Origin of the sequence: Kitasatospora sp. NPDC005751, from assembly GCF_040630835.1 — a bacterium.
Classification (GTDB): domain Bacteria; phylum Actinomycetota; class Actinomycetes; order Streptomycetales; family Streptomycetaceae; genus Kitasatospora.
The window spans coordinates 1-26,308 of sequence record NZ_JBEXYC010000042.1 but is presented as its reverse complement, the minus strand read 5'-3'; the positions used below and the strand labels follow the sequence as shown (position 1 = coordinate 26,308).

General features: G+C 71.0%; 11 protein-coding genes. 4 read left to right on the top strand and 7 right to left on the bottom strand.

Annotation, left to right across the window (positions count from 1 at the left end; all coding sequences use genetic code 11):
* Window position 1 precedes the first annotated feature (1 nt).
* From ABZ497_RS27445 to ABZ497_RS27425, 5 genes are all read right to left on the bottom strand, one after another.
* Window positions 2-916 (bottom strand): carbohydrate ABC transporter permease, encoded by a 915-nt coding sequence (locus ABZ497_RS27445; RefSeq protein WP_329489966.1) that lies wholly within the window; start codon window positions 914-916, stop codon window positions 2-4.
* Between the two features lie 20 nt (window positions 917-936).
* Window positions 937-1,935, bottom strand: a complete 999-nt coding sequence (locus tag ABZ497_RS27440) for a sugar ABC transporter permease (RefSeq protein WP_359809008.1) — start codon at window positions 1,933-1,935, stop codon at window positions 937-939.
* A 21-nt stretch (window positions 1,936-1,956) separates the two neighbouring features.
* Window positions 1,957-3,267, bottom strand: coding sequence for an extracellular solute-binding protein (locus ABZ497_RS27435; RefSeq protein ID WP_359809007.1), 1,311 nt, complete (start codon window positions 3,265-3,267; stop codon window positions 1,957-1,959).
* A 199-nt stretch (window positions 3,268-3,466) separates the two neighbouring features.
* On the bottom strand, window positions 3,467-4,657 hold the full coding sequence (locus ABZ497_RS27430) for an ROK family transcriptional regulator (protein WP_329489969.1): 1,191 nt from the start codon (window positions 4,655-4,657) through the stop codon (window positions 3,467-3,469).
* 297 nt (window positions 4,658-4,954) lie between these two features.
* Complete coding sequence (locus tag ABZ497_RS27425) at window positions 4,955-6,175, bottom strand: mechanosensitive ion channel family protein (protein WP_329489970.1); 1,221 nt, start codon at window positions 6,173-6,175, stop codon at window positions 4,955-4,957.
* A 524-nt stretch (window positions 6,176-6,699) separates the two neighbouring features.
* Between ABZ497_RS27425 and ABZ497_RS27420 the strand changes: the two genes are divergently transcribed.
* Window positions 6,700-7,344 (top strand): HNH endonuclease, encoded by a 645-nt coding sequence (locus ABZ497_RS27420; RefSeq protein ID WP_352293908.1) that lies wholly within the window; start codon window positions 6,700-6,702, stop codon window positions 7,342-7,344.
* 145 nt (window positions 7,345-7,489) lie between these two features.
* On the opposite strand, the gene ABZ497_RS27415 is transcribed toward ABZ497_RS27420, so the two are convergent.
* Window positions 7,490-11,461, bottom strand: coding sequence for a beta-N-acetylglucosaminidase domain-containing protein (locus tag ABZ497_RS27415; RefSeq protein ID WP_359809004.1), 3,972 nt, complete (start codon window positions 11,459-11,461; stop codon window positions 7,490-7,492).
* Between the two features lie 205 nt (window positions 11,462-11,666).
* Window positions 11,667-15,875 carry a ricin-type beta-trefoil lectin domain protein gene (locus ABZ497_RS27410; protein ID WP_359809002.1) on the bottom strand — a complete coding sequence of 1,403 codons (4,209 nt, stop codon included), beginning with the start codon at window positions 15,873-15,875 and terminating at the stop codon, window positions 11,667-11,669.
* A 322-nt stretch (window positions 15,876-16,197) separates the two neighbouring features.
* Between ABZ497_RS27410 and ABZ497_RS27405 the strand changes: the two genes are divergently transcribed.
* The 3 genes from ABZ497_RS27405 to ABZ497_RS27395 all read left to right on the top strand — a co-directional run bounded on the left by ABZ497_RS27405 (window position 16,198) and on the right by ABZ497_RS27395 (window position 26,186).
* Entirely contained in the window at window positions 16,198-23,181 is a 6,984-nt protein-coding gene (locus ABZ497_RS27405; protein ID WP_359809001.1) for an RHS repeat-associated core domain-containing protein, read from the top strand.
* 664 nt (window positions 23,182-23,845) lie between these two features.
* A complete protein-coding gene (gene malQ / locus ABZ497_RS27400) occupies window positions 23,846-25,945 on the top strand; it encodes a 4-alpha-glucanotransferase (protein WP_359809043.1) in 2,100 nt (699 codons plus the stop codon).
* 1 nt (window position 25,946) lies between these two features.
* A complete protein-coding gene (locus ABZ497_RS27395; RefSeq protein ID WP_329489973.1) occupies window positions 25,947-26,186 on the top strand; it encodes a hypothetical protein in 240 nt (79 codons plus the stop codon).
* The last annotated feature ends 122 nt before the right edge of the window (window positions 26,187-26,308 follow it).

Here is a 26,308-nt window from a genome sequence, read left to right as displayed (position 1 = left end):
ATCAGCCCTTGACCCCTGTCAGTGTCACGCCTTCGATGAAGGCCTTCTGTGCGAAGAAGAAGAGGACGATCACCGGCGCCATCACCAGCAGGGTGGCGGCCATGGTGAGGTTCCAGTTGGTGTGGTGGGCGCCCTTGAACGACTCCAGGCCGTAGGAGAGGGTCCAGGCGCCGGGCTTGTTGCTGGCGTAGATCTGCGGGCCGAAGTAGTCGTTCCAGCAGTAGAAGAACTGGAACAGGGCGACGGCGGCGATGGCCGGCTTGGCCATCGGCAGCACGACCTTGAGCAGGGTGCGCAGGTCGCCGCAGCCGTCGATCCGGGCCGCCTCGATGTACTCCTTGGGGATGGTCATCAGGAACTGCCGCAGCAGGAAGATGGAGAAGGCGTCCCCGAAGGCCATCGGGATGATCAGCGGCCAGAGCGAGCCGCTCAGCCCGAGCTCCTTCGCCCAGAACAGGTACATCGGGATGATGGTGACCTGCGGCGGCAGCATCATCATCGAGATGACGGCCATCAGCGCCAGATTGCGGCCTCGGAAGCGGAACTTGGCGAGCGCGTAGGCCACCGGCAGGCTGGAGACGATGGTCAGCGCGGTGCCGAGGCCGGCGTACAGCAGGGTGTTGCGCCACCAGGTGAGGAAGCCGGGCGTGTTCCAGACCTTGGCGTAGTTGCCCCACTCCCAGGAGGTCGGCCAGTAGTCCGTGGTGAGCGCCTGGTTGTCCGTCATGACGGAGGTGAGGAAGGCGAAGACGAACGGCAGCAGGAAGAACAGCGTGGCGGCGATGGCGAGCGAGTGCACGGCCACCCAGTTGAGCAGCGCGCGGCGGCGGGCGGCGCGGGCGGCGGCGGTGGGGGCGCCGCGCCGGGCGGGCCCCTTCGCGGGGGCCTGCGCCGTGAGGGTGGAGCTGAGAGTCATGATCGTGTCCTCACTGGGCCCTAGTCGTCGTTCGACATGAAGCCGGACTTGCGGCGGAGCAGGACCGAGGTGACCGCCATCGAGATGGCGAACAGCACCAGGGCGACGACGCACGCCGCGCCGTAGTTGAAGCGCTGGAAGCCGAGGTTGTAGACCATCTGCGGCAGGGTCCAGGTGGAGCCCTGCGGGTAGCCGGGTTCGAACTGCTGCCCGGAGTTGCCCGCGTTGCCGCCGGCCACCTTCCCGGCGACGATCGCCTGCGTGTAGTACTGCATGGTCTGGATGACGCCGGTGACCACCGCGAACATGATGATCGGCGAGATGTTCGGCAGGGTGACGAACCGGAACCGCTGGAGCGGGCCGGCGCCGTCCAGTTCGGCGGCCTCGTACTGCTCCTTCGGGACGTCCAGCAGGGACGCCATGAAGATGACCATCAGGTCGCCGATCCCCCACATGGCGAGCATGGTGAGCGAGGGCTTGGACCAGGACGGGTCGGAGAACCAGCCGGGCTGCGGCAGTCCGATCTCGCCGAGGAAGTGGTTGACCGGGCCGGTGCCGGGGTTGAGCAGGAAGGCGAAGGCGACGGTCGCGGCCACCGGCGGTGCCAGGTACGGCAGGTAGAACGCGGTGCGGAAGAAGCCGGCGCCGGTCTTGACCTTGGTGATCAGCAGGCCGATGCCGAGGCCGAAGGCCACCCGCAGGCCGACCATGATGAAGACCAGCCAGACGGTGTTGCGCAGGCCCTGCCAGAACGCCGGGAGGTCGTTGAAGACGTAGTCCCAGTTCTGCAGGCCGGTGAAGGCCGGCGAGCCGAAGCCGTTGTACTTGGTGAAGGAGAAGTAGACCGTCGAGATCAGCGGGTACAGGAAGAAGACGCCGAAGCCGATCAGCCAGGGGGAGAGGAAGGCGAGGGTGCGGGCCGCCTCCCGGCGGCGCTTCCGGCGCAGCAGGTGCTGCGTGGAGGGCGCCGCCGGGTCGGTCGATCCGGGGCCCTTGCGGGTGCCGAACGCGAGTGACATGGGAGCTCCGTGGGCCGCTGGCTACTTGGCCTGGGCGATGGCGGCGTCGATCTCCTTGGCGGTGGCCGTCAGGCCGGCCGGGAGGTCCTTCTGCTGACCGGACTCGTAGGCGTAGCCGAGGTTCTGCAGCGACACGATGTACGCGCCGCCGTTGACGCTCGCCGGCGTGGTGCCGGAGTGCTGGTTCTTGGCGATGTCCAGGAAGGTCTTGAAGTTCGCGTCGCTGATCAGCTTCGGCGAGTTGAGCGCGTCGAAGGTGCTCGGCACGTTGTGGATCGCGTTGGCGAAGCTGACCACCGCGTCGGTGTCGGTGGTCAGGAACTTGACCAGCTCCCAGGCGGCGGCCTGCTTCTTGCTGGTGCTGGCGATGCCGACGATGGTGCCGGTCTGGTAGCCGCGGCCGTAGGTGTCGACCTGGTCGTCCGGCACCGGGAACGGCGCGGTGGCCCACTCGAAGTCGGGCTTGTTCTCGGCCAGCGAGGCGGTCCGCCACTCACCGTCGATGGCCATCGCGACCTGGCCGGTGTGGAAGGGGTTCTTGGCGCTGAACTCCTCGCCGAAGGTGGCGCGGAACTTGTCCAGCTTGTCGTAGCCGCCGAGCTTGTCGACCAGGCCCTTCTGCCAGGTCAGCATCGAGGCGATCTTGGGGTCGGTGGCGAGGTTCGACTTGCCGGAGCCGTCGAAGTAGCTGGGGCCCCACTGGCCGAGGAAGTGCTCGGTGGTCGACTCGTAGCCGTGGTACAGCGGCATGAAGCCGAGCTGCTTGTAGCCGTCGCCCTCGGGGACGGTCAGCGCGGCCGCGGCGGCGGCGAACTCGCTGAAGGTCTTCGGCGCGGCGGTGATGCCGGCGGCGGCGAAGGCGGCCTTGTTGTAGTACAGGCCGAAGGCGTCGCCGAGCAGCGGCAGCGAACACTGGTTGCCCTGGTACTGCGTGTAGTTGAGCATCGCGGCCGGGAAGGTCTTGGCCGCGTCGATGTTGTCCTTGGCGAGGAAGGGCTTGAGGTCGGCGAAGGCCTTGGTCGAGCAGAACATGCCGACGTTGTTGGTGGTGAAGGAGGAGACCACGTCGGGGGCCGCGTCGCCGCCGGCCCGCAGCGCCTGGTTGACCTTGTCGTCGGCGATGTTGCCGGTCGTCTTGACGTGGATGTTCGGGTGGGCCTTCTCGAAGGCGGCGATGTTGTCGTTGATCGCCTTCACCTCGGAGTCCTGGCTCCAGCCGTGCCAGAAGCTGATGGTGACGTCCTTGCCGGAGGCGGAGTCGTCGCTGCCGCCGCCGTCGCTGGACCCGGTGCAGGCGGTGGCGAGCAGGGCCAGTACGGCGCTGCCGGTCACGGCGGCGATCGTCCGGCGGCTTCTGCGAGAGGTGGTGGAGTGCACTTCGAGATCCTCCTGGGGGCGCGCGGGCAGGCGTCATTGCCTCTGGTCCCGCGTAAGGGGGTTGGGGAGAGGTGTGCAGGGGCTTTGGTGCAGGGCTTCGGTGCGGTGGGAACCGGCGGTGGGCGGTGCGGCGGGGGCCGCGGTGGGGCGGCCTTCAGTGCGTGGAGAAGACCGCCTCGCGAGCGGCTGCCAGGGCGCGTTGCAGTGCGCCGAGCAGGACGGGTGAGCCGGGCAGGGCACTGCTGCGGACCTCCGGCCGGGCGATCGAGATCCGGGCCAGCTCCTCCTCGACGAGGGCGCGCAGCCGCTCGCCGCCCGCGTTCGGCACGCCGCCGGAGACCACCACGAGCTCGGGGTCCACGACGGCGACGATCGCGGCCAGTCCGACGGCGAGCCGGCCGGCCAGCGCGGCGAGGAACTCGTCGCCGGCCCCCGGGGTCGCCAGGGCCTTGGCGAGCGACTCCTCCGCGCTGGGCGCGCCGAGCCCGTACTCCCGGGCCAGGGCCCGGACGGCGGGTGCGCCGGCCAGCTCCTGGAACCCGCCGGAGTTGCGGCGGCGGACGTCCCGCACCACCGGCGAGCCGGGGACGGGCATGTAGCCGACCTCTCCGGCGCCCCCGGTGAAGCCGCGGTGCAGCCGGCCGGCGATCACGATCGCCGCGCCGATGCCCTCGCCGGCCCAGAGCAGGACGAAGTCCTCGAACCCGCGCGCCGCGCCGGAGGCCTGCTCGGCGACGGCGGCCAGGTTCACGTCGTTCTCGATCGACACCGGTGCGCCGATCGCCTCGGAGAGGTCCTGCACCAGTCGCGGGGAGTGCCAGCCGGGCAGGTGGGAGGCGTAGCGGAGCTTGCCGGTGACGGGGTCGGGCGCGCCGCCGACGCCGATCGCCACCGTGCGCAGGGCGCCCTCGGCGAGCCCGGCGGCCCGGACCGTCCCGGCGACGGCCGCGGCGACCCGGGTGACCGTCTCGGCGGCGGTCCAGCCCTTGGTCGGTACGACGTGCTCGGCCAGCGTGACGCCGGTGATGTCGGCGACCGCGATCCGGGCGTGGCTGTTGGTGACGTCCAGGCCGGCGACGTGACCGGCCGCCGGGTTCACTTGGTACAGCTGCGCGTTGGGGCCCGGCCCGCCGGCGGTGGTGCCCACCGGCAGGACGAGCCCGGCCGCCTCCAGGCGGGCCAGCAGCTGGGAGGCGGTGGGCTTGGAGAGGCCGGTCAGGGTGCCGATCTGGGTCCGCGAGAGCGGGCCGTTCTCCAGTAGCAGTTCGAGGGCCGCGCGGTCGTTGATGGCGCGCAGCAGGCTGGGGGTGCCGGCGAGGGGGGCCTTGGCGGATGGTCTGCTCACGACGCGGATCCTCCTCTCCTGACACGTCACGGTGATCACCGGGTGGGCTCGAAGCGAACTGTTAGGAAACTTTCCAGTCGCTTGGACAGGACCGTACGGTCCTCGTCAGGAGGGTGTCAATGGTCCCTCCGGCGGTGGATGCCGAAGCGTTACCGGGCAGCGCGAAGCCCCGCTCCCCGATGTCCGGGAGGCGGGGCTTTGCTCCGGTTCGCGCCGCGCTCCGGCGCCGTCGGCGCCCGGGTGCGCGGGTCGCCCGGGCCGGGCGGCGGGGCCGTCGGCGTCCGGGCGCCCGGGCCGTCAGGGCGCCTTGGAGGCGTCGTCGGCGGGCTTGACGGGAGCCGGTATCGGCGCCGTCGCGAGGTAGCGCGGCGAGGCCGGGTCGGCCAGCGCGGACGGCGGGGCGGTGTCGGCGGACGGTGTCACCGAGGCGGCCGTCAGCACCACCCCGGAGGCCGCCGCCCCGGTGGCCGCGGCGACGCCGGCGGCGGCCGGCGGCTCCTCCTTGACCTTGATCCCGGCCTGGTCGAACGCGGTCTTCAGCCGGTGCCGCAGCGCCCGGGCGACCGACAGCGCCTTGCCCGGGGCGGTGCGCGCCTCGACCCGCAGCACCACCGAGTCCACCGCGACGGACTCCACGCCCAGGATCGAGACCGGCGCCCAGACCAGCTCGTCGAACGGCGCCTCCTTGGCCAGCGTCTCCGCGGTCTCCTGGATCAGCGCCTCGACCCGGGCCAGGTCCTCCTTGTAGCCGACCTGGACGTCCACCGAGGCGGTCGACCAGCCCTGGCTCATGTTGGCGATCCGCTTCACCTCGCCGTTGCGGATGTACCAGATCTCGCCGCCCGCGCCGCGCAGCTTGGTGACCCGCAGGCCGACCTCCAGCACCGTGCCGGTGGCCACCCCGGTGTCGATCTCGTCGCCGACGCCGTACTGGTCCTCCATGATCATGAAGACCCCGGAGAGGAAGTCCGTGACCAGGTTGCGGGCGCCGAAACCGATCGCCACACCGGCCACACCGGCACTCGCCAGCAGCGGCGCCAGGTTCACCCCGAGCGCCGAGAGGACCATCAGCGCGGCCGTGCCCAGGATGCTGAACGACGCGACGCTGCGCAGCACCGAGCCGATCGCCTCGGAGCGCTGCTGCCGGCGCTCGGGGTTGACCACCCCGGTGTTGGCCAGCAGCCCGCCGAGCCGGCCGGGCTCCTCGTCGGCCTCGTTCGGCTTGATCATCCGCGCTATCAACTGGGTGATCAGCTTGCGCACCACGGCCCGCAGCACCAGCGCCAGCACGACGATGAAGACGATCCGCACCCCGCCGGCCAGCCAGTCCTGCCAGTGCGAGTCGAACCAGCCGGCCGCCTGCTTGGTGGTGTCGCTGACCTCCTGCGCGCTGGTCGGGATTCTGAGGTCGAACTGCGGCAGCTGCGGGGCCGTGGGGCTCGGGGACGGGCTCGGCGGCGTGGACGAGAGCGTCGTGGACGCGTCGGCGAGGAGACCGGCGGCACCGGACCTGAACACGTGCGGGGACCTTCCTGCAGGGGGCGTGGCACAGCCCGCCGACGCGGAAGCACACCCGGGGCCTGCGGACCGTCCGCCTTAGCCTATCCGCCGTCCGGCCGCGCCCCGGACACGCCGGGCGGCCGCCACCCGCCCGGCGGGAGCCGCTCCGGGGCGCGTGACCACCGTCCGGACGCCCCGTCAACGCCCCGGCACGCCCCGGGTCGGGCCCCAAGGCGACCCCCGCGCGGCCCCTGAACGGTGCCGGGACGGCCCGGGCGCCGTCCGGGCGGCACCCGGGTGGCCCGCTGCTCCGAGCGGGCGAAGGGTCCTCCGGGAGGGCACCCGGGTGCAACCCGTCCTTCGCCCGGGCATATCGGGTATGACAGAACCCACACCCGGAGTTCACATCCGCTCCGTTACACAGGAGTGGTGGCGCCGTACAAAGGCGTAAGGCGACACTGGGGGAGATCACGCACCCGTTGCGCGGTCGAACCGCTCGTCCCGGCGCGAGCCACGCGCCGCAGGCGTCCAAGGAGGCATCCGTGCCGCATGTCCTGGTCCTCAACGCGTCCTACGAGCCGCTCGGCGTCGTATCGATGCGCCGCGCACTCATCCTGGTCCTCAACCACAAGGCGGTCAGCCTGGAGGACTCGGGAGTCACTCTGCACAGCGCCACCAGCGCCCTTCCGGCGCCGTCCGTCGTCCGTCTGACCCGCTTCGTCCGGGTCCCGTTCTGCGGGCCGGTCCCGCTCACCCGCCGGGCGCTGTTCGCCCGTGACCACGGCCGCTGCGTCTACTGCGGGGCCGCCGCCACCAGCGTCGACCACGTCATCCCGCGCAGCCGGGGCGGCCAGCACCGGTGGGACAACGTGGTGGCAGCCTGCCGCCGCTGCAACCACACCAAGGCCGACCGCCACCTCACCGAACTCGGCTGGCGGATGAAGCGCCCGCCCGCCCCGCCCAGCGGCCTGGCCTGGCGCATCATCGGCACCGGGATCAAGGATCCGCGCTGGCGGCCCTACCTGGAGCCGTACGGCGGCGGCGACCAGCTGCACGCCCCGCAGTGGGCCGAGTACGAGCACCACGACCATACCGAGGCCGCGCACGCGCTGCCGCTCACCCGGGCGCACGGCGCCCACTCCGCCCCCGTCCGCCGCGGTGAGCAGGCCGAACCGCTCTCCGCCTGACCCCGCTCCACCAAGGGCTTGCCCGTCATATCTCCGGTACGCCTCATGGGCCGCCGCGCACCCCGTATCGGGGAGCGCGGCGGCCCGCCGTTCGAGGGCCCGTCACGGCCCCGCGCGGCGGGCTCCGCCACGGCTTCCGCGTGGGCTACGGCTTCTGCGAGGGCGATCCGGACGGCGTCACCGGTGCGGTGGTCGCGGGCGGGGCGGCCGGCACCGCGGGCGGCGTGGCCGGTACCGCCGGGGTGCCCGGTGTCGTGGCCGGCTGCCCGGCCGTCGCCGGGTCGGTGACGGCGTACAGCTCCACGCCCCAGAGCGAGTAGCCGTACTTGGTCGCCCGGGCGACGCCCTGGACCCGCAGGAACTTCGCGTCCGGCGCGTCGAACCGCACCGTCTCGTTGCCGCCCTTGCCGTCGTCGACCGTCGCCACCGTCGTCCAGGAGACGCCGTCCGCCGAGGCCTGGATCTTGTACGAGGAGGCGTACGCGGCCTGCCAGTGCAGCACCGCCGAGCCCAGGTGGGCGGCCTTCGGCAGCTCCAGCTGGACCCAGGCGTCGTCCTTGGCGGGGGAGGACCAGCGGCTCTTCGGGTCGCCGTCGGCCACCGCCGAGGCGGGGAAGGCCGAGGTCTCGTCGGCCGAGGAGGCGGCCTTCGCGGTGCCGGCGAGGTCCGGGCCGCCGGTCGGCGGCACCACGTGCACCTGCAGCACCTGCCGCACGGTGGTCGAGCCGGTCACGAACTGCACCGGCACCTGGTAGGTGCCGGACGGCGTCCCCGGCGCGGCGCTGATCAGCAGCGGCACGCCCACCCGGCCGCCGCGCGGCACGCTCACCCCGGAGGCCGGCGCCACGGTCAGGCCCTTGGCCACGGCCGGCACCTCGGTGCGCAGCTCGCCCACCGCGCCCTCCGGCCGGCCCGCCTCGATCATCGCGCGGGCCTGCACCGGCGCGGCCGCGCCGGTCACCACGTCCAGCGCGGCGTCGGCCAGGCTCAGCCGGGCGGCCGGGGCGTCCGCGTACCAGGGGATCACCTGGTTGACGACCGGCGGCTCCCCGCCGGGCTTCCAGGCCAGCCGGAAGGCGTCCGCGCTCTGGCCGCCGGCCGGCAGCTCGTTGTAGCCGGGCTGCACGGTGCCGATCTCCGCCCAGCTGCCGTCGGCGCGCCGCACCGAGACGGTGGCCGAGGCCCGCACGGTCGGGTCGGTGAGGACGGTCAGCCGGTCCAGCGGCCGGGCCGCGCCCAGCTCGACGGTGAGCGGCTCGTCGGCGGCGGTCGGCGCGGTGGCCGCCCGGTAGGCGGTGTCCGGGTTGCCGTCCAGCACGGCGCCGGCCGAGGCGCCGGGCAGCGCGGCCGGGCCGCCGGTGACACTGGCCGGGGCCTCGTCCGGCGCGGTCACGGTGAACTCGCGGACCGCGACGGCGGTCTTCTGGGCGGCGGTGGCCCGCAGCCGCACCCCGCGCACGACCGCCCCGCCGGGCAGCTGGGCGGTGACGCTCTTCTGGTTCCTCACCTGGGTGAGCTGCTTCCAGCCGCCCTCGCCGGTGGAGTACTCCAGCACCCCGTCGTGGATGTAGTCGTCCAGCGCGTTCTGGCCGTCCGGGCCGCTGCCCCAGGAGCCCATCAGCACGGTGACGCTGCCGACCGGGCGGCCGCCGCCGAGGTCGAGGCCCACCGAGTCGCCGGGCTGCGGCGGCGCCGAGCTCCAGTAGAAGGTGTCGGCCACGCCGTCGGTCATCAGCGCCGGCAGGTGGTCGTGCGCGGTGCCCAGGGTGGTGGTCGGGGCGGCCCCGCCGCCGACCACGCCGGCCCAGTTGTCGGCGGCCCGCACGGCGCGCTCCAGGAACGGGCCGAGCACGCCCGCCCCGACCGTCGCCGGGCTCTGGGCGAGCTGCTCGCGCAGCTTGTTGAGCTCCACCCGGGCCCGCCAGGCCGCCGCGCCGTCGCCGCCGCGCTGGGCCAGCAGCATGTCCAGCGCCGCCTGGCCGGCCAGGCCGTAGTCGCGCAGCGGGGCCAGCCAGGGGCCGGCCTCGGCGGCCAGCGGGGCGGTGGCCGGCGTGGCGCTCAGGGTCTGCTGGGCGCCCGCCATCGCGGCGAAGGACTCCCGCAGCGGGGCCGCCGCCTCTATCAGCCGGGCGAGGTCGGGCGCCGCGCCGGCGTTCGGCTCGGCGGTCGCCCAGAACCGCTCCAGCAGCGGGTTGAGGTAGCCGGACTCCTCCTTGGACAGCGGCGAGGAGGAGCTGTTGCCGGCCAGCGCGGTGACGGAGGCCAGGACCGCCCCGGCCGGGGCGGCGGTGGCGCCGGCCGGGCCCGCCAGCGAGCGCAGCGCGGCCTGCCAGGAGTCCTCCGGCTTGTACCCGCCCGGGTTCCAGGCGAAGTCCCCGGCGGTCGCCAGGGCGATCCGCGAGGCCACCGGCTGCTCCATCGCACCGGTCAGCATGACGGCCGACCGGGTGGCGACCTCGGCGTCCCGGCCGGTGTAGGCGCCGAGGAAGAGCCGGTCCGGGCTGGCGTCGTTCACCGGGTAGTTGTCCATGGTGACCAGCGGGTGCCCGTACAGCTCGGCGGTCTCGGCGGCCTGAGCGCCCGTGATCTTCTCCGGGATCACCCCGACACCGCTCCAGGCCACCTGCACGCCCGCCGGCAGCGCCGCCGCCAGCGCCTTGCGGTACGGCGTGGAGCCCTGCTGGTGGTACTCGGTCGGCACCACGGACAGCGGCGCCAGCCCCGGGTGCTTCGCGATCAGCCGGTCCTGCACCTTGGCCGCCAGCTCGGCCTGCGCCTTGGCGGCGGCGGCCGGACCGGTGCCGTACTTGGAGCGGTCGTCGCCGCAGTGCCACTCGTCGTAGGAGACGTCCAGGAACTGCAGCTGGAAGGCGGTGAAGCCGAGCGCCCGGAGCCCGTCCAGCTTGGCGACCAGCGCGTCCGCGTCCTTGGCCGAGCTGTAGCAGAACGACTGCCCCGGGTCGATCGCGTAGCCGGCCGTCACGTGGTTCGCCCCGGCCCGGGCGGTCAGCGCCTTGAGGTCCTCGGCCCGGGCCGCCGGGTATGCGTCGCGCCAGCGGGAGAGCCGGTACGGGTCGTCACCGGGGGCGTAGAGGTAGAAGTTCTGCTTGGAGCGGCCCAGGAAGTCCAGCTGGTCGAGGCGCTGCTGCTGGCTCCACGGGGTGCCGTAGAACGCCTCCGCGGTACCGCGCACCGGTGCGCCGGACGGCCAGTCGCGCAGCGTGATCCCGGGCAGCCCGAGACCGGCCGCGCCCGGCGCCTGCCCCTGTCCGGCCGGTACGGCGGCCAGCAGCTGGCGCATGCTCTGCGCCGCGTAGAAGGTGCCCGCCTGGTCGGCCCCGGCCAGCACCACCACGCCGTACGTCCCGCCGCCCGGGGCCGGCAGCTGGCCGGCCGAGAGCACGTACCCGCCGGCCGGCATCCCCGCCGTGGAGGGCGCACCGCCGTCCTTGCCGCCGGCCGCCGCGGTCAGTTCGCGCAGCGCCCGGTCGACCTCGCCGCCGGCCTCCTCGGCCGGTCCGCCGACGTAGACCACCAGCGATCCGGCGGCCGGCGTCCCGGCCTCCGCCTGCGGCGTCACCGTGGTGGCCCCGGCCACGCCCAGCACCTCGCGCACGGTGTCCACCGCGCCGTGGTCCGCCTTCGCCGAGGTCACCAGCGTCACCGCGGCGGGCACCGTGACCGGCCTGCCGGCCACGCTCTGCTCCTGCGGCCGCGGGAAGACCTGAGGGTTGCTCACACTGCCCAGCGGCGTCTGCGCCGCGGTGCTCACCACGTCCGGCCCGGGGCTGTAGGCGTACGCGGCCGGGCCGCTCACCAGCAGTCCGCCGACCACGGCCGCGGCCGAGAGCGTCGCCGCCACCTGCAGCGTCCGGCGCCGGCTCGGCGTCCAGGCCCGGGCCCGCTCGGCCCGCACCGACGCCAGCAGCGGCTCCGTGCCCTTGAGATCCGCGATCAGCCGGTCCGCCGTCCGGGGCGCCAGCTGACGGCACGTCCGCGCCGTCGCCCGCCGCGCCGCTAGCGCCGCCGGGTGCTGCAACACGTCCCGCAGCGCCGGACTCTGCTCCAGCTGCTGCCTCAACCGCCGCCCCGCGGCGACGGACACTCGGGCTTGCACAGGAGCCTCCTCGCCAGGCATCGACCACAACGCGCCAAAGCCCACCAGTTGGCCATGCCGGTGTCAACGTCACCGACGGGTATGCCAAGTTTGTCCCTTTTGTACTTTCCTCGCCCTGCTGCCGGAAACCTCCGGGTCCGTTCCGCCGATCACTCGGCGGAACGGACCCGGAGGGCTGCTCATGCTCCCGGTCGGGAACCGGGCATCACGACAGCGGTGGGGCGGGGAGGACGGCTGTCCTCAGTGCGGAAACGATCCACTGCTGGGACGCGCCGGGGTGGCAGTCCCAGAGCTGCAGCCGGTTCCCGTTGGTGGCACTCCAGCCCGGCAGGTCCAGACAACGGCCGGAATCCGGGTGGAACAGTGTGTTGTCGGCGAGCGGGATCCACTTCTGCGATTCGGTGCCGTTGCAGGTGCGGTACTCCATCTTCACGCCGTTGTCGCGCCCTGCTCCGACCGGCGTCAAGCATCCGCCCAGCACCCGGACCGTCCCGTCGTTGCCGAGCGAGAACTGCTGGGAGGTGTCACCGTGACAGTCCCAGAGCTGAATCGGGGTGCCGTCGGCGGTCCCGAAACCGGCGTCGTCCGCGCACATCGACGGGTTGACGGCGGACTGGACGGTGCTCCTGGCGCCGGAGGCGGCCGGTCCGACCGCGAACGGGTAGACGGCGGTGCCGCTGATGCTCCCGTCGAAGCTGGTGCTCGCGGCCGACTGGTACTTGTACCGGCCGAGCATGAACGGCCCGGAGGACGGCGGGCTCTCGTTGGACCTGTGGTAGCCCGTTGCGGCGAGCACACCGTCGACGTAGAGCGACATCAGTCCGGTACCCGCGTTGTACGAGGCGGTGAGCCTGGTCCAGACACCGGGCCGGACCGCCGCTGAGGCGTTCGTCCCGCTCGTCCAGTGGTAGGGCCAGTTGTCGTCGTCGCCGTAGGCGAGTGCGAAGGCCCAGTTCCGCCCCGCGCCCTCGCTGTACAGCATGAAGTTGCTGCCGTGGGCGGTGTCCTGGCTCGCGACCACACCCCCGCCGGAGCCGGACTTGGCCCAGCTGGAGACGGTGAAGCTCTTGCGGGTGTCGACCACCGGGCCGGACATGGTGATCACCGAGCTGTCCGCAGGGCCGAACCGCGCGACCGTGGTGCTGCGGCCGCCAACGGTGTCCTGAACCCAGCCGACCCGATCGGCGTGCGCGTTCGTCCGGCCTTGGCCGTCGGTGACGGAGTCGGTGCCGTTCGGGGCGGCCAGCCAGTTGCCGATCGGCCGGTTGAGGTTGCCGAGCACGACCGGTTCCGCGGCCAGCCCGGTGACGGTCGGGCCGCTCTTCGGGGTGCCTGCGGACGTGGAGCCGACACCACTCCAGACCACCAACTGCTTGTTGGTGTCGACAGCCCAGAGATCGGGGATTCCGTCACCGGTGAGGTCACCGTCGCTGCCGACCTTCGGGTACAGCTTCGCATCGAAGCCACCGCCGAGCCAGCCCTGGGCGGGGTCGGCGAACGCGGCGGCGTCGAACGTGGAGCCGTTCTTCTTGAACGCATACGCGTGGATGGTGCCGTCGACCTTCGAACGGGCCCAAAGGGTAGGGGTGTCCGAACCCTTGGCGGGTCCTGGGGCTACCAGGTCGTAGGAGCTCCAGTCCTGGTTGTTCTGAGAGAGCAGGAATGCCGACCCCAGTTGCTGAGTGCCGTCCGCACGAGCCAGCCACAACCTGCCGTTGTCGATGTAAAGCACGGAGGTACGGGGAAGGCCCAGCAGCCCTGTGCCACGCTTGATCGGCGTGTCCCCTTCGGGCGAGCCGAAAGCCGCGATCTGCGTGACGGTCGACCAGTTGGTCCCGGCGCCGTAGTCGGCGCAGGAGATCGGTGTGGCATCCGCCAGCATGCATTCCGTGGGCTTGAGCAGCTCGACGTTGGCCTGACTGTCGAAACGTCCGACTATTCCGTCGTTGGCATACAGGCGGGCGATGGGATCCCCTGGCACGTGTGCGATCAGATCGTCGTAGTTCTGGTCGGTGAACGAGCCGCGGTGGGTGACGTCGACGCCCTCCCAACCGCCACCGCCGGGTGCACCGGCGTTCAGGGCGCCCGCCGCGCTGTGGGGGTCCGTTCCGGCCCCCGTCAGCCGCAGGTTTCCGGCGCCGTCGGGAAGCAACACGTCCGGGTTGGAGTCGTAGTCCAGGTCACCATAGACCGGTGCGGGGCCGGCGGGGTTGTGCGGGACGTAGTAGGTGTACGCGACGGGCTGGGACATGTTGCCGGCGTTGTCCTGGGTTTGCAGGTAGAGGAAGTTGGTGCCCCAGCGCCACGGCGTCAGCGACAGCTGGTAGGCCCCTGCACCGTTCATCTTGACGATGTTTCCGCCGTCGTTGCAGTTCCATCCGGTGGCCGCGGCCTGGACCGGATCGGCGGTCCAACGGGCGCACGCCAGACCCGACGACCGACCGCCGGTGGCCGGCGCGGGGTCGGTACCGGTGAGCGTGAACGTGCCCTCCTGGCCGACGAGCTTCGGGTGGCCGCCGAGCGTGCCCGACTCCGGGAAGTCCGTCGAGGTGATCCTGGCGGTCGGCGGCGTCCGGTCGATGCGCAGGAAGCACATGTCGGTGTTCCCGCTGTGCAGTGTTCCGTCGTCGGTCACGCCGTACCAGCCGTACTGGTGGCCGTCGATCAGTGAACCGACGTCGAAGTTGACCCGACCGGAGCCGGCACCCCACCCGGTCTCGTATGTCTTGGACGAGCCGCCGTCGTCGTCGTCCCAGAGCTTGAACGTGGTCCAGAGTTGCTGGCCGGTCGGCGACCAGGTGTCGGCGCTGATGTTGATGTCGGTGTTGGCTCCGATCCACCCCGGGTTGTCCCAGGGATTGACGGTGCCGCGGGTCTTGCAGGCATCGAAGACGGCATCCTCGGCGAAGCCGGGCGTGGGGCTGGTCGCCGGCGTGCTGACGAGCGGCGCGATGTCGTAGGTGACCACGACGTGCGGGTTGTTGGCGAAACGCTGCCGGTAGTACTTGTTGGTCTCGTCATCGGGGGAGAAGGCGAAGGTCCAACCTCCCCACTTCTCGGCGGCCGCCCGGGCCATCAGTGAGGTCACGTCGAACTCGACCCCGCCGGTGCCCTTGAGCCAGGTCGTGGTGATTTTGGAGCAGGCGGCCCCGATCGGTCCCTTGCCGCACGGCTGGGCGTTCCAACGGGTCCACTGGTTGATCGGGTTGTCGTTGCCCGAGCCGGTCGAGTACAGGTTCATCGGCGTGGACGTGCTGGGGCTGGACGAGCGCACCACGTTGGCGTAGAGCGTGGCGTTCAGCACCGTGGAGTTCCAGAACTGCGAACTGAGGCCGAGCTGGAAGTAGGCCCGCTCGCGTCCCTTCCGCTCACAGGGGTTGGCGCTGTCGACGTAGTCGCAGTACCCGGTGGCCGGCTTGTCCTGGTCGTAGACGGTGCCGTTGTACTCCGGGTTGTCCGGCCAGCCCTCCTGGACCTGGGCCCAGGCCTGGGCGCCGTTGTCGACGCTCGGGTTCCAACCCGGGTCGATGTACCAGGGGCCGGTGCCCTGTCCGAGGACCGTCGTGTCGGGCACCAGGTCGATCCCGCTGCCGCTCACGGTTGTGGCGACCGGCGCGATCTTCGCATGGTCGCCGGGTGCCTCCGCGCTCGAGGGCACCGGGCCAGTAGTGCTGTCCGCCTGCGGTGCCTCGGCGGACTTTCCGAGGGTCGTCGGCTGCGCGGCGGCCGGTGCGGCTGCGGAGTCCCACATCACCGGGACCGGGGCGGTGAACCTGACCTTGCCCTCGGCGTCCTCGGCCGTCAGGTTGCCGTGTGTGTCGGCCTTGACCATCAGACCGTCGCCGGAGATGTCCAGGTGGAGCTGCTTGACCCGAGGGTCGGCCGCCGCCGTCACCGTACGGACGATCAGAACCTGCCGCCAGCCGCCGGCCGCGGTGGCGCTCAGCTGCAGATCGACGTCCGGCAGGACGGACCGGTACAGGGCACTGTCGCCGTCGAGTTGGGGCTTGGGGAGGTCGAAGGGAGCCTTGAACGCGAGCTTCTTCCCGTCCGACGTGGTCATGGTCGCCATCGGACCTTTGCCGCCTCCGGAGAACGTCAGCGCGGAGGGGACGGCGGCAGGAGTCAATGTGTCGTCGGACGCGGTGCGCAGGGTCGCATCGATGGCGCGCCACGTTCCGTCGTTGTTCCTGACGCGTTCCGCCACCGGACTGGAGTCGGTGGTCAGCGTTCCGTCGGGGTTGGCCGAGGTCAGGCTCCCCGCGCTGGTGAGTCTGTCGACCACGACGGGCTTGCCGGTGCTCTTCGCCTGAGCCATCGCCTTCGCGACGGCCGCCGCCTGCTCGCCCTGCGCCGGCTTGGCAGGGTGGGCGGGCCAGGAGGGATCGGCGGGTCCGTGGTGGCGATCGGCCACCGGAGTGGCTGCCGCCGTCTGAGGGGCAACCAGCACGGTGGTGCCGAGGGCGAGGGCCGAGGCGCAGGCGAGTGGGAGAAATGCTGCCCCGAACGTCCGACTTGCCGTAGTTCGCCTGCGAGACATGAGTACGGACGGTTTTGACCTTGGCATGAGTACCTGTCATCCGAGTGAAGTGAGCAGGGTCGTCCGCACGCTGCCTTCACGTCCGCTTCGCTGTCAAAGCGTTTTGTCGACAGGGTGTCCGGGTTGTCTCGGCTGGTGATGCATTGGCCGCGAAGTGACTCTGCTCACATCCGACGAACCCAGAAAACTACTACCTGTGATCGAACAAGTGCACATAGGGTGCCGGATGTCCTGGGCTGATGCATGGGCCTTTCGGGGCCTCGGCACTCTGTGGGGGGATCAGTTGTCTCGACGTGCACGTTTGTTCACCCGACCACATCGCTCGCGCGTTGCTGCGGCAGCCGCCTTGGCGGTTCTGATGTCAATCGTGACGATTCCCTCGGCGGAGGCGGTTGCCAAGGCGGTCAAGGACGAGAAGATCTGGGAACCGCCGAACACCCCGGTGCCGGTGACCAAGCCGGTGACGGGCACCGATGCCAAGGTGGCAGGTCATCGGGCCGACCCGGGCGCCAAGTGGACACCGCCTGCCGACTCGAGCCCGCCGTCCGGCAGAGCCGTCGCAGTGCTGGAAAGCACCGCCGGGAAGGCGCTTCCGGCGCAGCCCGAGGCGAACGCCGCCTCCGGGTCCACCGCCTCCTCGCCCGTTCAGGTCGGATCGTTGCCGGTCTGGGTCGCCCGGACACAGACGTCGAAGCAGGCGGCCAAGAGTGTGCCGCTCGCCCCGGCCCCGGGAGGCCCTGCCGCGCTCCAGGTCGAGGTGGCCGACCGCGGCCGAACCGACGCGGCAGGGGTCAACGGCGCGCTGGTCGCCCTCACCGACGCCGGCGAGAGCGGTGCGGCCGGTCGCGTCCAGGTCGGGATCGACACCACCTCCTGGGCGAAGAACGCCGGCGCCGACTGGGCTTCCCGTGTCCACGTCGTGCAGCTGCCCGGCTGCGCCCTGACCACACCCGGCCTGCCCGGTTGCACCAGGCGCACGCCCGTACCCTCCCAGCGTGACGGCGAGTCCGGCCGCCTGCTCGTCGAGGTCGACGTGCCGCAGACCTCGGCCGCCTCGGGTAAGTCGCTCTCCTCCAGCGCCTTTGCCGCGCCGCAGTCGGGAGGCGGCCCGGCGATCGCGCTCGCGGTCGAGGCCGCCTCTGCCGGCAGCGCCGGCGACTTCGCCGCCTCGCCGATCACGCCATCGGCCTCCTGGCAGGCCGGAGTCAACGCGGGTAACTTCACCTACGGCTACACCGTCGAGCTGCCCTCCGCGCTCGCAGGCGCCGCGCCCAGCGTCTCGCTCGGTTACGACTCCTCCGCATCGGACGGCAAGACGGCATCCACCAATGCCCAGCCGTCCTGGGTCGGTGAGGGCTGGGAGTGGCACCCGGGTTCCATCACCCGCGGCTACAAGGGGTGCAAGGACGCCGGCATCGACAAGTCGGGCGACCAGTGCTGGGGCGGTGACCTGCTCCAGCTCTCCCTCGCGGGCCATGCCGGACTGCTGGTCCGGGACGACACATCCTGCGAGTGGCACCTCAAGGGCGAGGACGGCACCAAGGTCGAGCGGCTGACCGATCGGAACAACGGCGCCTGGAACGGCGAGGCTTGGCGGGTCACGACCGTCGATGGCACGCAGTTCTATTTCGGTGCCAACCACCTGCCCGGCGGCGACGGTTCGGACCAGACCAGCAACTCGGTCTCCACGGTGCCGGTCTACTGGCCGGGCGGCCAGGACCCGTGCCTGAAGTCGGGCTCGCCGGCCACCGGCTCCTGGTCACAGATGGGCTGGCAGTGGTCGCTGGACTACGTCGTGGACCCGCACCAGAACCTGATCAGCTACCGCTACGAGCAGGAGCAGAACCACTACGTCCAGGGCGGGGGCCAGAACGACGGCAACGGCCCCCGGGTCCAGTACCAGCGCGCCAGTTACCCGGTCTGGGTCGGCTACGGTCAGCGACTGCCCGACCAGATCGCGGCGAAGGGCACGGCCAAGCCGGCCGCCCAGGTGTGGTTCCGCACGGCCGAGCGCTGCCTGCCGGGCGGCGACATCACCTGCGAACCGTCCCAGCGGACCAAGTCCAACGCGAAGTTCTGGCCGGACACTCCGATCGACCAGAACTGCGACGCGAGCGGTGAGTGCACCGTCTACTCGCCCACCTTCTGGTCAACCAAGCGCCTGACGAAGATCGACACCGAGGTCTGGGACGGCTCCGCGTTCCGGCCGGTCGACTCCTTCGCCCTCAACCAGTCGTTCCAGGACCCGGGCGACGGCACCTCGCCGGCGCTCTGGTTGGACTCCGTCCAGCGCACCGGGAGCAACGGGAGGGCTCCGATCACGCTGCCCGAGGTCTTCTTCGAGCCGCTGCAGATCGCCAACCGAGTGGACGGCAGGATCGTCCGTCCGGACGGTACCTCGGCATCCGTCGAGCCCTTCAAGCGTCCGCGCATCCAGAAGATCACTACCGAGACCGGCGGTCTGATCAACGTCGTCTACGGACCTGCCGAATGCTCGCGTGCGGCCGGCCGGATGCCGTCGTCCGAGGACGGCAACACGATGGCCTGCATGCCGGTGAAGTGGTACTTGCCGGGGCAGTCCGCGCCGGATCCGGTGAACGACTGGTTCAACAAAATCGTCGTCCAGTCCGTCACCTCGCAGGACACGGTCGCGGGCGCCGTCTCCGTGGTCACCAACTACGTGTACGGCGGCGGAGCGGCCTGGCACCGCAACGACTCCGAGCTCGCCGACCCGAAGTCGCGCACCTGGGACCAGTTCCGCGGCTACGCCACGGTGACCACCCTCTCCGGCAACGGCAGTGACCTCGAGGCGCCCAGGACCAAGACCGTCTCGACCTTCCTGCGCGGCATGGACGGCGACATCCTGGCCAGTGGAACCACACGGACGGTCGACGTCGCCGACGTGCATGGTGGCACGATCAAGGACCAGGACGCTCTCGCCGGGTACATCCGCGACACCGCCAACTACGAAGCGGAGAACGGAAGCATAGTCTCCACGGTGGTCTCCGACCCTTGGCTCGGCGCCGTGACAGCGACCCGCACCCAGTCCGGCGGCATGCCGGCCCTCACCGCGAGGGCGGTCAACACCTCGAAGGTGACCAGTCGCGAGAAGCTGGTGAACGGCTGGCGTACGAGCGAGAAGTCCACCGACTACGACGACACCCTGCTCTCCCGGCCGACCGTCGTGAGGGACAACGGCGATCTGGCCCATCCCGAGCAGTTGCTCTGCACCTCGTTCAGCTACGCCACCGGTCCGGGTGGTGCGTTGAGCCAACTCGCGTCGCGGACCGTCGTACTCAAGGGCACCTGCGGTCCGACGGCCACCAAGGACAACACGGTCGCCGACACCCGGGCCTACTTCGACGGGCTGCCGTTCGGTCAGGCGGGGGCCAAGGCCGAGCAGACCGCGACCGAGGTACTGGAGCGCTACGACACCTCCGGAAAGCCGGTCTACAAGCCCACGGCCCGAGCGAGCTTCGACGCCTACGGCCGAGTCGTCAGCACCGTCGACCCGAGTCGTACCGACGCCACCCATGCCACCAGCGCCGAGACCAGGACGGCCTACTCGCCGGCCTCCGGCCAGCTACCGACCCAGATCACCCACACCAACCCGATGGGATGGCAGACCGTCGCCACCCTGGACGTCGGCCGCGGCTCGGCGCTCAGGATCCGGGACGAGAACGGGCGCGTCTCGGAGCAGGAGTTCGACGGACTCGGCCGTTCGGTCGCGGGCTGGAGTCCTGGCAACGACCGGAGTACGCACCAGAACCGCCCGAACCGGAAGTTCTCCTACGCGGTCAACGGAGCCAACGCACCCTCACAGGTGCTCACCCAGGCACTGATGGGCGACCTGGAGACCTACACGTCGAGCTACACCATCTATGACGGCCTCGGCCGGATCCGTCAGACCCAGGCCAGCGCTCCATCGGGCGTTGCCGGGCGAATGGTCACCGATGCTCTGTTCGACTCCCACAGCTGGCAGACCAAGACCAGCGCCGCGTACTACAACGACCAGGCGGCCCCGAGCGGCCAGCTCTTCCTGCCCAACGGCGGGGTGACCCCGGACAGCAAGATCCCGTCGCAGACCGTGCAGAAGTACGACGGCATGGGCCGCGTCACGGACTCGATCTTCCAGTCCCACGGCATCGAGCAGTGGCGCAGCCGCACCGAGTACGCGGGGGCGGACGAGATCCGCACCATCCCGCCGGCCGGGGGGTACGCGACCGCGACCGTCATGGACGGGCGCGGGAACACCGTCGCCCTTCGCCAGTACAAGGCGAACACCCCGACCGGTGCGTACGACGAGACGACGTACGGCTACACGCCTGAGGGCAAGGAGGCCTGGCGCAGGGATGCGGCCGGGAACCTGTGGACCTATGAGTACGACCTGCTCGGCCGCCCGGTGAAGGGCACCGACCCCGACTCGGGAACGGGCACCACGACCTACGACGACAGCCGGAACCTCGTCACGGTCACGGACTCCCGGGGCAAGAGCGCCACCAGCGTCACCGACCTGCTCGGTCGCACCGTCGCGACCTACGAAGGTACGGCCGTCGACCCGGCCAAGCAGGTCGCGGGGTGGACCTACGACAGCCTCGCCCTCGGCAAGCCCACCTCCACCACCCGGTATGTCGGCGGTGCGAGCGGAGCGGCGTACAAGTCGGAGATCACCGGCTACGACATCGGCTATCGCGAGTCGGGGGCCAAGACCACGGTTCCGGCCGTTGAGGGCAAGCTGGCCGGTACCTATCTCACCGACAACACGTACGACAAGGCCGGTCGGCTGGCGAACACCCTGATGCCCGCTGTGGCGGGCCTGCCCAGAGAGCGGCTCAAGTTCGCGACCGACACCGTCGGTCAGCTGACCGCGATGTCGAGCACGATCGGTGGCGACCCGTCGACCACCTTCATCGCCGGAGTTCGGTACGACCCCTACGGACGGGCGTTCCGCACGACACTCGGTCCCGGCGGGGCCAATCTCGTCGCCACAACCGTGATCGACGAAGCCACGGGCCGGGTCACCCGCTCGATCCTGGACAAGGAGAACGCTCCGACCGCGAGCGTCGACGTCGTCGACTACACCTACAACGCGCTCGGCCAGGTCACTTCGGCCCGCAACGCCCAGGACGGTGAGGCCGCCGACCTGCAGTGCTTCAACCACGACTACCTCGGTCGGCTGACCCAGGCCTGGACGGACACCGGCGCGCAGACGACGCTGTCGCACCCGAACGTCCCGGCGGTCGGCTCCTGCGCCAACGCCAACGGCCCGGAACTGAACGCCGGCAGGCCGAGTGTGGGCGGCCCGGCTCCGTACTGGCAGCAGTACGAGTACGACCTGATCGGCAACCGCACCAAGCTCGTCAAGAAGGACGTCGACGGCGACACCGGCAAGGACGTCGTCACCACCCAGACGTTCGGCAGCGGTCCGAACACCCCGTCCTCCGATCCACGTACGGGCGGCGGCACCGGCGGCCCGCACGCGCTGATGAAGTCCACGGAGGCCGGCCCGGACGGGACCGCGGTGACCTCCTACACCTATGACGCCGCAGGCAATACGACGTCCGTCACCGACACCCCGGGCACCAAGACCCTGACGTGGAACGCCCAGGGCAAGCTCGACCAGATCACCGGGACCGGGCAGAGTGCCGGCACCAGCTACCTGTACGACGTCTCCGGCAATCAGCTGATCCGCCGAGATCCGGGGAAGACGACCCTCAACCTCGGCGCCGACCAGCTCACGCTGGACACCACGACCGGGGTGGTCACCAACGTCCGCTCCTACGGGGCACCCAACGGCCTCTCCATCACACGGACCACCACCGACGGCACCTCCACGCTCGCCTACCAGAGTTCGGATCCGCACGGCACCAACGGTGTCCAGTTCGACGCCTACGACCTCTCGCAGGTCCGCCGGCCCACCGACCCGTTCGGCAACGAGCGCGGCGCCCAGCCGGGCGCGGGGATCTGGGCCGGTGACAAGGGCTTCGTCGGAGGCACCAAGGAGAAGGCCACCGGCTTCACCCTCCTCGGCGCCCGCGAGTACGACTCGAAGACGGGCCGCTTCATCAGCCCCGACCCGATCACGGACGCTGGCGACCCCCAGCAATGGAACGCGTACGCGTACGCCAACAACAGCCCCATCAACAAGTCGGACGCCAACGGCCTGAAGGTCGGTTGTGACAACCCCGACGAGTGCAGGAACAACCACGAGCCTCGTGCCAATGGCCAGGCGGTCGATGCGGTATTCATCTACAGCCCTCCCGGCCCGGTCGAGCCGCCTGACGCAGGGGTGCAGAAGGCTCTGGCGAAGCAGGACGCCGCCGACCAGGTTGTCAAGGAGGGCAAGCGCAAGCGCGACGAGATCGTGCACAAGGTCGTCGACCTGATCGGCGAACTGATCGGCTTCAACGACGCCCGGGACTGCTTCACCAAGGGCGACGTGATGGCCTGCGTCAACACCGCGCTCAACGCGGTGCCCTGGGGCAAGCTCTTCAAGGCCATCAAGGTCGGCATCAAGGCCTTCAAGATCTACAAGGAGATCGACAAGGTTTACGACATGATCCGCTCCGGCGAACGCGCCGCAGCGGAGGCCAGTCAAGCCGTCGCCGTAGCCAGGACGGCGGCCGCAGAAGCGAAGGCGGCGGAAAGAGCCGCAGCCAAGGCCGCAGAAGAGAAGGCGGCGAAGGAAACGGCTTCTGATGCTGCTGGGGTCGAATCGGGAGCAAGTAAGGCAGAGTCGGATGCTGAGGTTTCCCCGAAGGAGAAGGATGGCGGAGCGGAGGTATCGGCCGATACGGAATACGGTGGAGGGCATGAAGGGAATGTATGGGCTGACCGGGCCACCATCGAAGCCGCTAATGGCAAGTCATCCACTTCGCGCACCCGCGCGCTGGCTTCCGTTGTGGCCGAGGATTTTAAGGATCTGAACTTCACTTACATTCCTCAATATAGTCCGACTGCGAATACCGGAATGGCGAAGAAGGGTGTGGGGACGCAGATTGGGCGGAAGAGGTTCTCGAGTCGAAATGACCTAAGGAATACGGTGGTCCACGAGGAGCTTCATCACCGATGGTATGCTCGGGGAATAACAGGTCACCATCCGCGTGATGGCTCTGGTGCATCTCAGCGCTTTTATGACACAGTCGACAGGTATATGCGAATGAGGGGGTGGGCGGAATGATCGAGCAGGGGGTGCGGGTCGGCCTAAAGTGCACAAACTGTGGCGCTGATGCTCGTGGCTGGAATGCCCAAGTGATCCGGGCGGGTTTGCTGGGTTGGGTCTCTGAATGGGAATGTGAGTCCTGTGGGCTTGTCAGTGACGATGGCGGATCTGGGCCTGGCCCGCAGTGGCTGCGAAGTTCTGTAATGCGTGAGCATGGCGCAGTGCGGCTTAGGGTTGTCTCTATAGGGCCTCGACGTGCTCTTGTGATCAAAGAGATCAGGCGGGTGCTGGGTCTGACTATCGGCGATGCCGTCGCGCTGCTGGGGGAACTGAATTCTGCGGGGATCACGCAGACCGCAGCCGAGGCTAAGATTCTCAGGCGGGCCCTCGAGGTTGCTGGGGCAGAATGTTCCGAGGAGCCGATCTTCGCTCGATCATGAGTTGCTGGGATCGGTAGTCCTCCGGTGTCAGGCAGGGCGAGCTGTCTCGCGAGTGAGTGATGGTGCTTCGGACACGCTGACCCGAGGGTCGCGGCGGTGTGATGCTTCGCCCGTGTGTCGCACCGGGTGACCGGGGTGTCACGCGGGTAGGACTGTGGCTGTTCTGACCGGGCGTTGCCGAGACATCGCAGGAGCCGCGAGTGGCCGCTTATCTCGACCGTGACGGAGCCGACGGCCTGGAGGTGCCCGCGCAGGACGCGCCGCCGCCTCCCGCCGAGCTGGTCGCGCTGGCGCAGGCGTACGGGGTGGACACGGCCCTCCAGCCGTCGGCGCGGACACTGGTGGCGGTGCTGGCCGCGCTGGGCGTGGAGGCGGGCAGGCCGGAGGCGGCCCGGGCGGCGCTGGAGCGCCACCGGGCCGGGCAGCGGGCGCGGTCGCTGCCGCCCTGCGTGGTGGTGCGGGCCGGGCGGCGGACGGCGCTGGACGCGCCGGCGGACGCCCGGCTCAGCGTCGAGCTGGAGGACGGCGGCGTCTGGGAGCTGCCGCGCGGGCACTCCCACTGGCTGCCCGCCGACCTGCCGCTCGGGCGGCACCGGCTCAGCGCGGTGACCGACGGCACGCGCCAGGACGCCCATCTGATCGTCGCCCCGGAGCGGCTGCCGCAACTCCCCGGCCGCGGCTGGGGCTTCCTCGCGCAGCTCTACTCCGTGCTCTCCGACCGCTCCTGGGGCATGGGCGACCTCGCCGACCTCGCCGAACTCACCCAGTGGGCCGGGAGCCTCGGCGCGGGCTTCGTGCAGATCAACCCGCTGCACGCGGGGCTGCCGGGCACCCCCTCCGACCCGTCCCCCTACCGGCCCTCCTCGCGCCGCTTCGCCGACCCTGTCCACCTGCGGGTCGAGGCGGTGCCCGAGTACGCGTACCTGACGGGCGAGCAGCGGGCCGAGGCCGAGGAGCTGGGCCGGCGCGCCGCCCGGCTGCGCGCCGAGGTGCTGGGCCACGACGGCCTGATCGACCGGGACGCCGTCTGGGCGCTCAAGCGCCGCGCCCTGGAGCTGCTGCACGAGGTGGAGCGCGGCGCGGGCGCCCGGGCCGCCTACGAGGCCTTCCGGCGGCGGGAGGGCGAGTGGCTGGAGCGGTACGCGCTCTGGAACGCCCTCGCCGAGGTGCACGGCGCCGACTGGCACGCCTGGCCGAAGGGGTTGCGCCATCCGGACAGCCCGCACGTCGTCCTCGCCGCCGAGGAGCTGGCGGACCGCGTGGAGTTCCACCGCTGGCTCGCCTGGCAGGTCGACCGGCAGCTCGCCGCGGCCCAGCAGGCCGCGCGCACCGCCGGCATGGCCGTCGGACTGATCCACGACCTCGCCGTCGGCGTCCACCCCGACGGCGCCGACGCCTGGGCGCTCCAGGCCGCGCTGGGCGGCGGCATCTCGGTCGGCGCCCCGCCGGATGCCTTCAACGCCCACGGCCAGGACTGGGGCCTGCCGCCCTGGCGTCCGGACGCCCTGGCCGCCTCCGGCTACGCCCCGTACGCGGAGCTGCTGCGCTCGGCGGCCCGGCACGCGGGGGCGATCCGGATCGACCACGTGATGGGCCTGTTCCGGCTCTGGTGGGTGCCGGCCGGCCACCCGCCGACCGAGGGCGCCTACGTCCACTACGACGCCGAGGCGATGCTGGGCGTGCTGGCCCTGGAGGCGCACCGGGCCGGCACGGCGGTGATCGGCGAGGACCTCGGCACCGTGGAGCCGGGCGTCCGCGAGGAGCTGGCGGCGCGCGGCGTCCTGGGCACCTCGGTGCTCTGGTTCGAGCGGGACTGGCAGGCCGGGGGCGAGATCCTGCCCCCGGAGCGCTGGCGGCCGGGCAGCCTGGCCACCCTGACCACCCACGACCTCCCGAGCACCGCCGCCCGGCTGACCGGCGAGCACGTGGAGCTGCGCCACCGGCTCGGCCTGCTCGCCAGGTCGCTCGACGAGGAGCAGGCGCAGGCGGCGGCCGAGCTGGCCGAGTGGCGGGCCGAGCTGACCCGGCTGGGCCTGCTGGCCGAGGGCGAGGAGCTCTCGGCGGCGGCGCTGTACCGCTTCCTGCGGGCCACCCCGGCCGAGCTGGTCGGCCTCTGGCTGCCCGACCTGGTGGGGGACCCGCGCCCGCAGAACCTGCCCGGCACCTGGGACCAGTACCCCAATTGGCGGCTGCCGGTCGCGGACGGCTCCGGCCGCCCGGTGACGCTGGACGAGCTGGCCGCCGCCCCGGCCGCACAGGCCCTGACCGGCGTTCTGCGGGCCGCCGGCGGGCAGGCCCGAAAGGCCGACCCCGCCGAGCGCGGCGACGTAAGCGGCGGGTAAGTTGAGCAGCGTGGACAAGAGGAACGCTTTGCGAGCCGGCGCGGTCACCGCAACGGTCACGCTGATGATGCTGCTGTCGTCGCCCGCCATGGCCCTCTCCCGGGACGACGGCGACGACCCGGGTAGCGGCCTGAGCGTCGCCCAGACCCTCGGCCTGTACGTGCTGCTGCCGATCGTGGCCTTCGTGGTCATCGCCGGCCTCGCCGGGCTGCCGTACGGCAGCAAGGACAAGAAGAAGTAACCGAGGGCTTCCACCCGAGCCTGGTACAACGCCCGAGGGCCAACGAGACCCACGTGTTCTCCACCAGCAGCGGTGCCCGCCTGAGCAACTGACGCTCGCGGCGGCGAACGACCCGGGCGGAG

Excerpts from the sequence above, each read along its gene's own strand:
- ABZ497_RS27440 (WP_359809008.1), bottom strand. The coding sequence starts at position 1,935 with ATGTCACTCGCGTTCGGCACCCGCAAGGGCCCCGGATCGACCGACCCG.
- ABZ497_RS27445 (WP_329489966.1), bottom strand. The coding sequence starts at position 916 with ATGACTCTCAGCTCCACCCTCACGGCGCAGGCCCCCGCGAAGGGGCCC.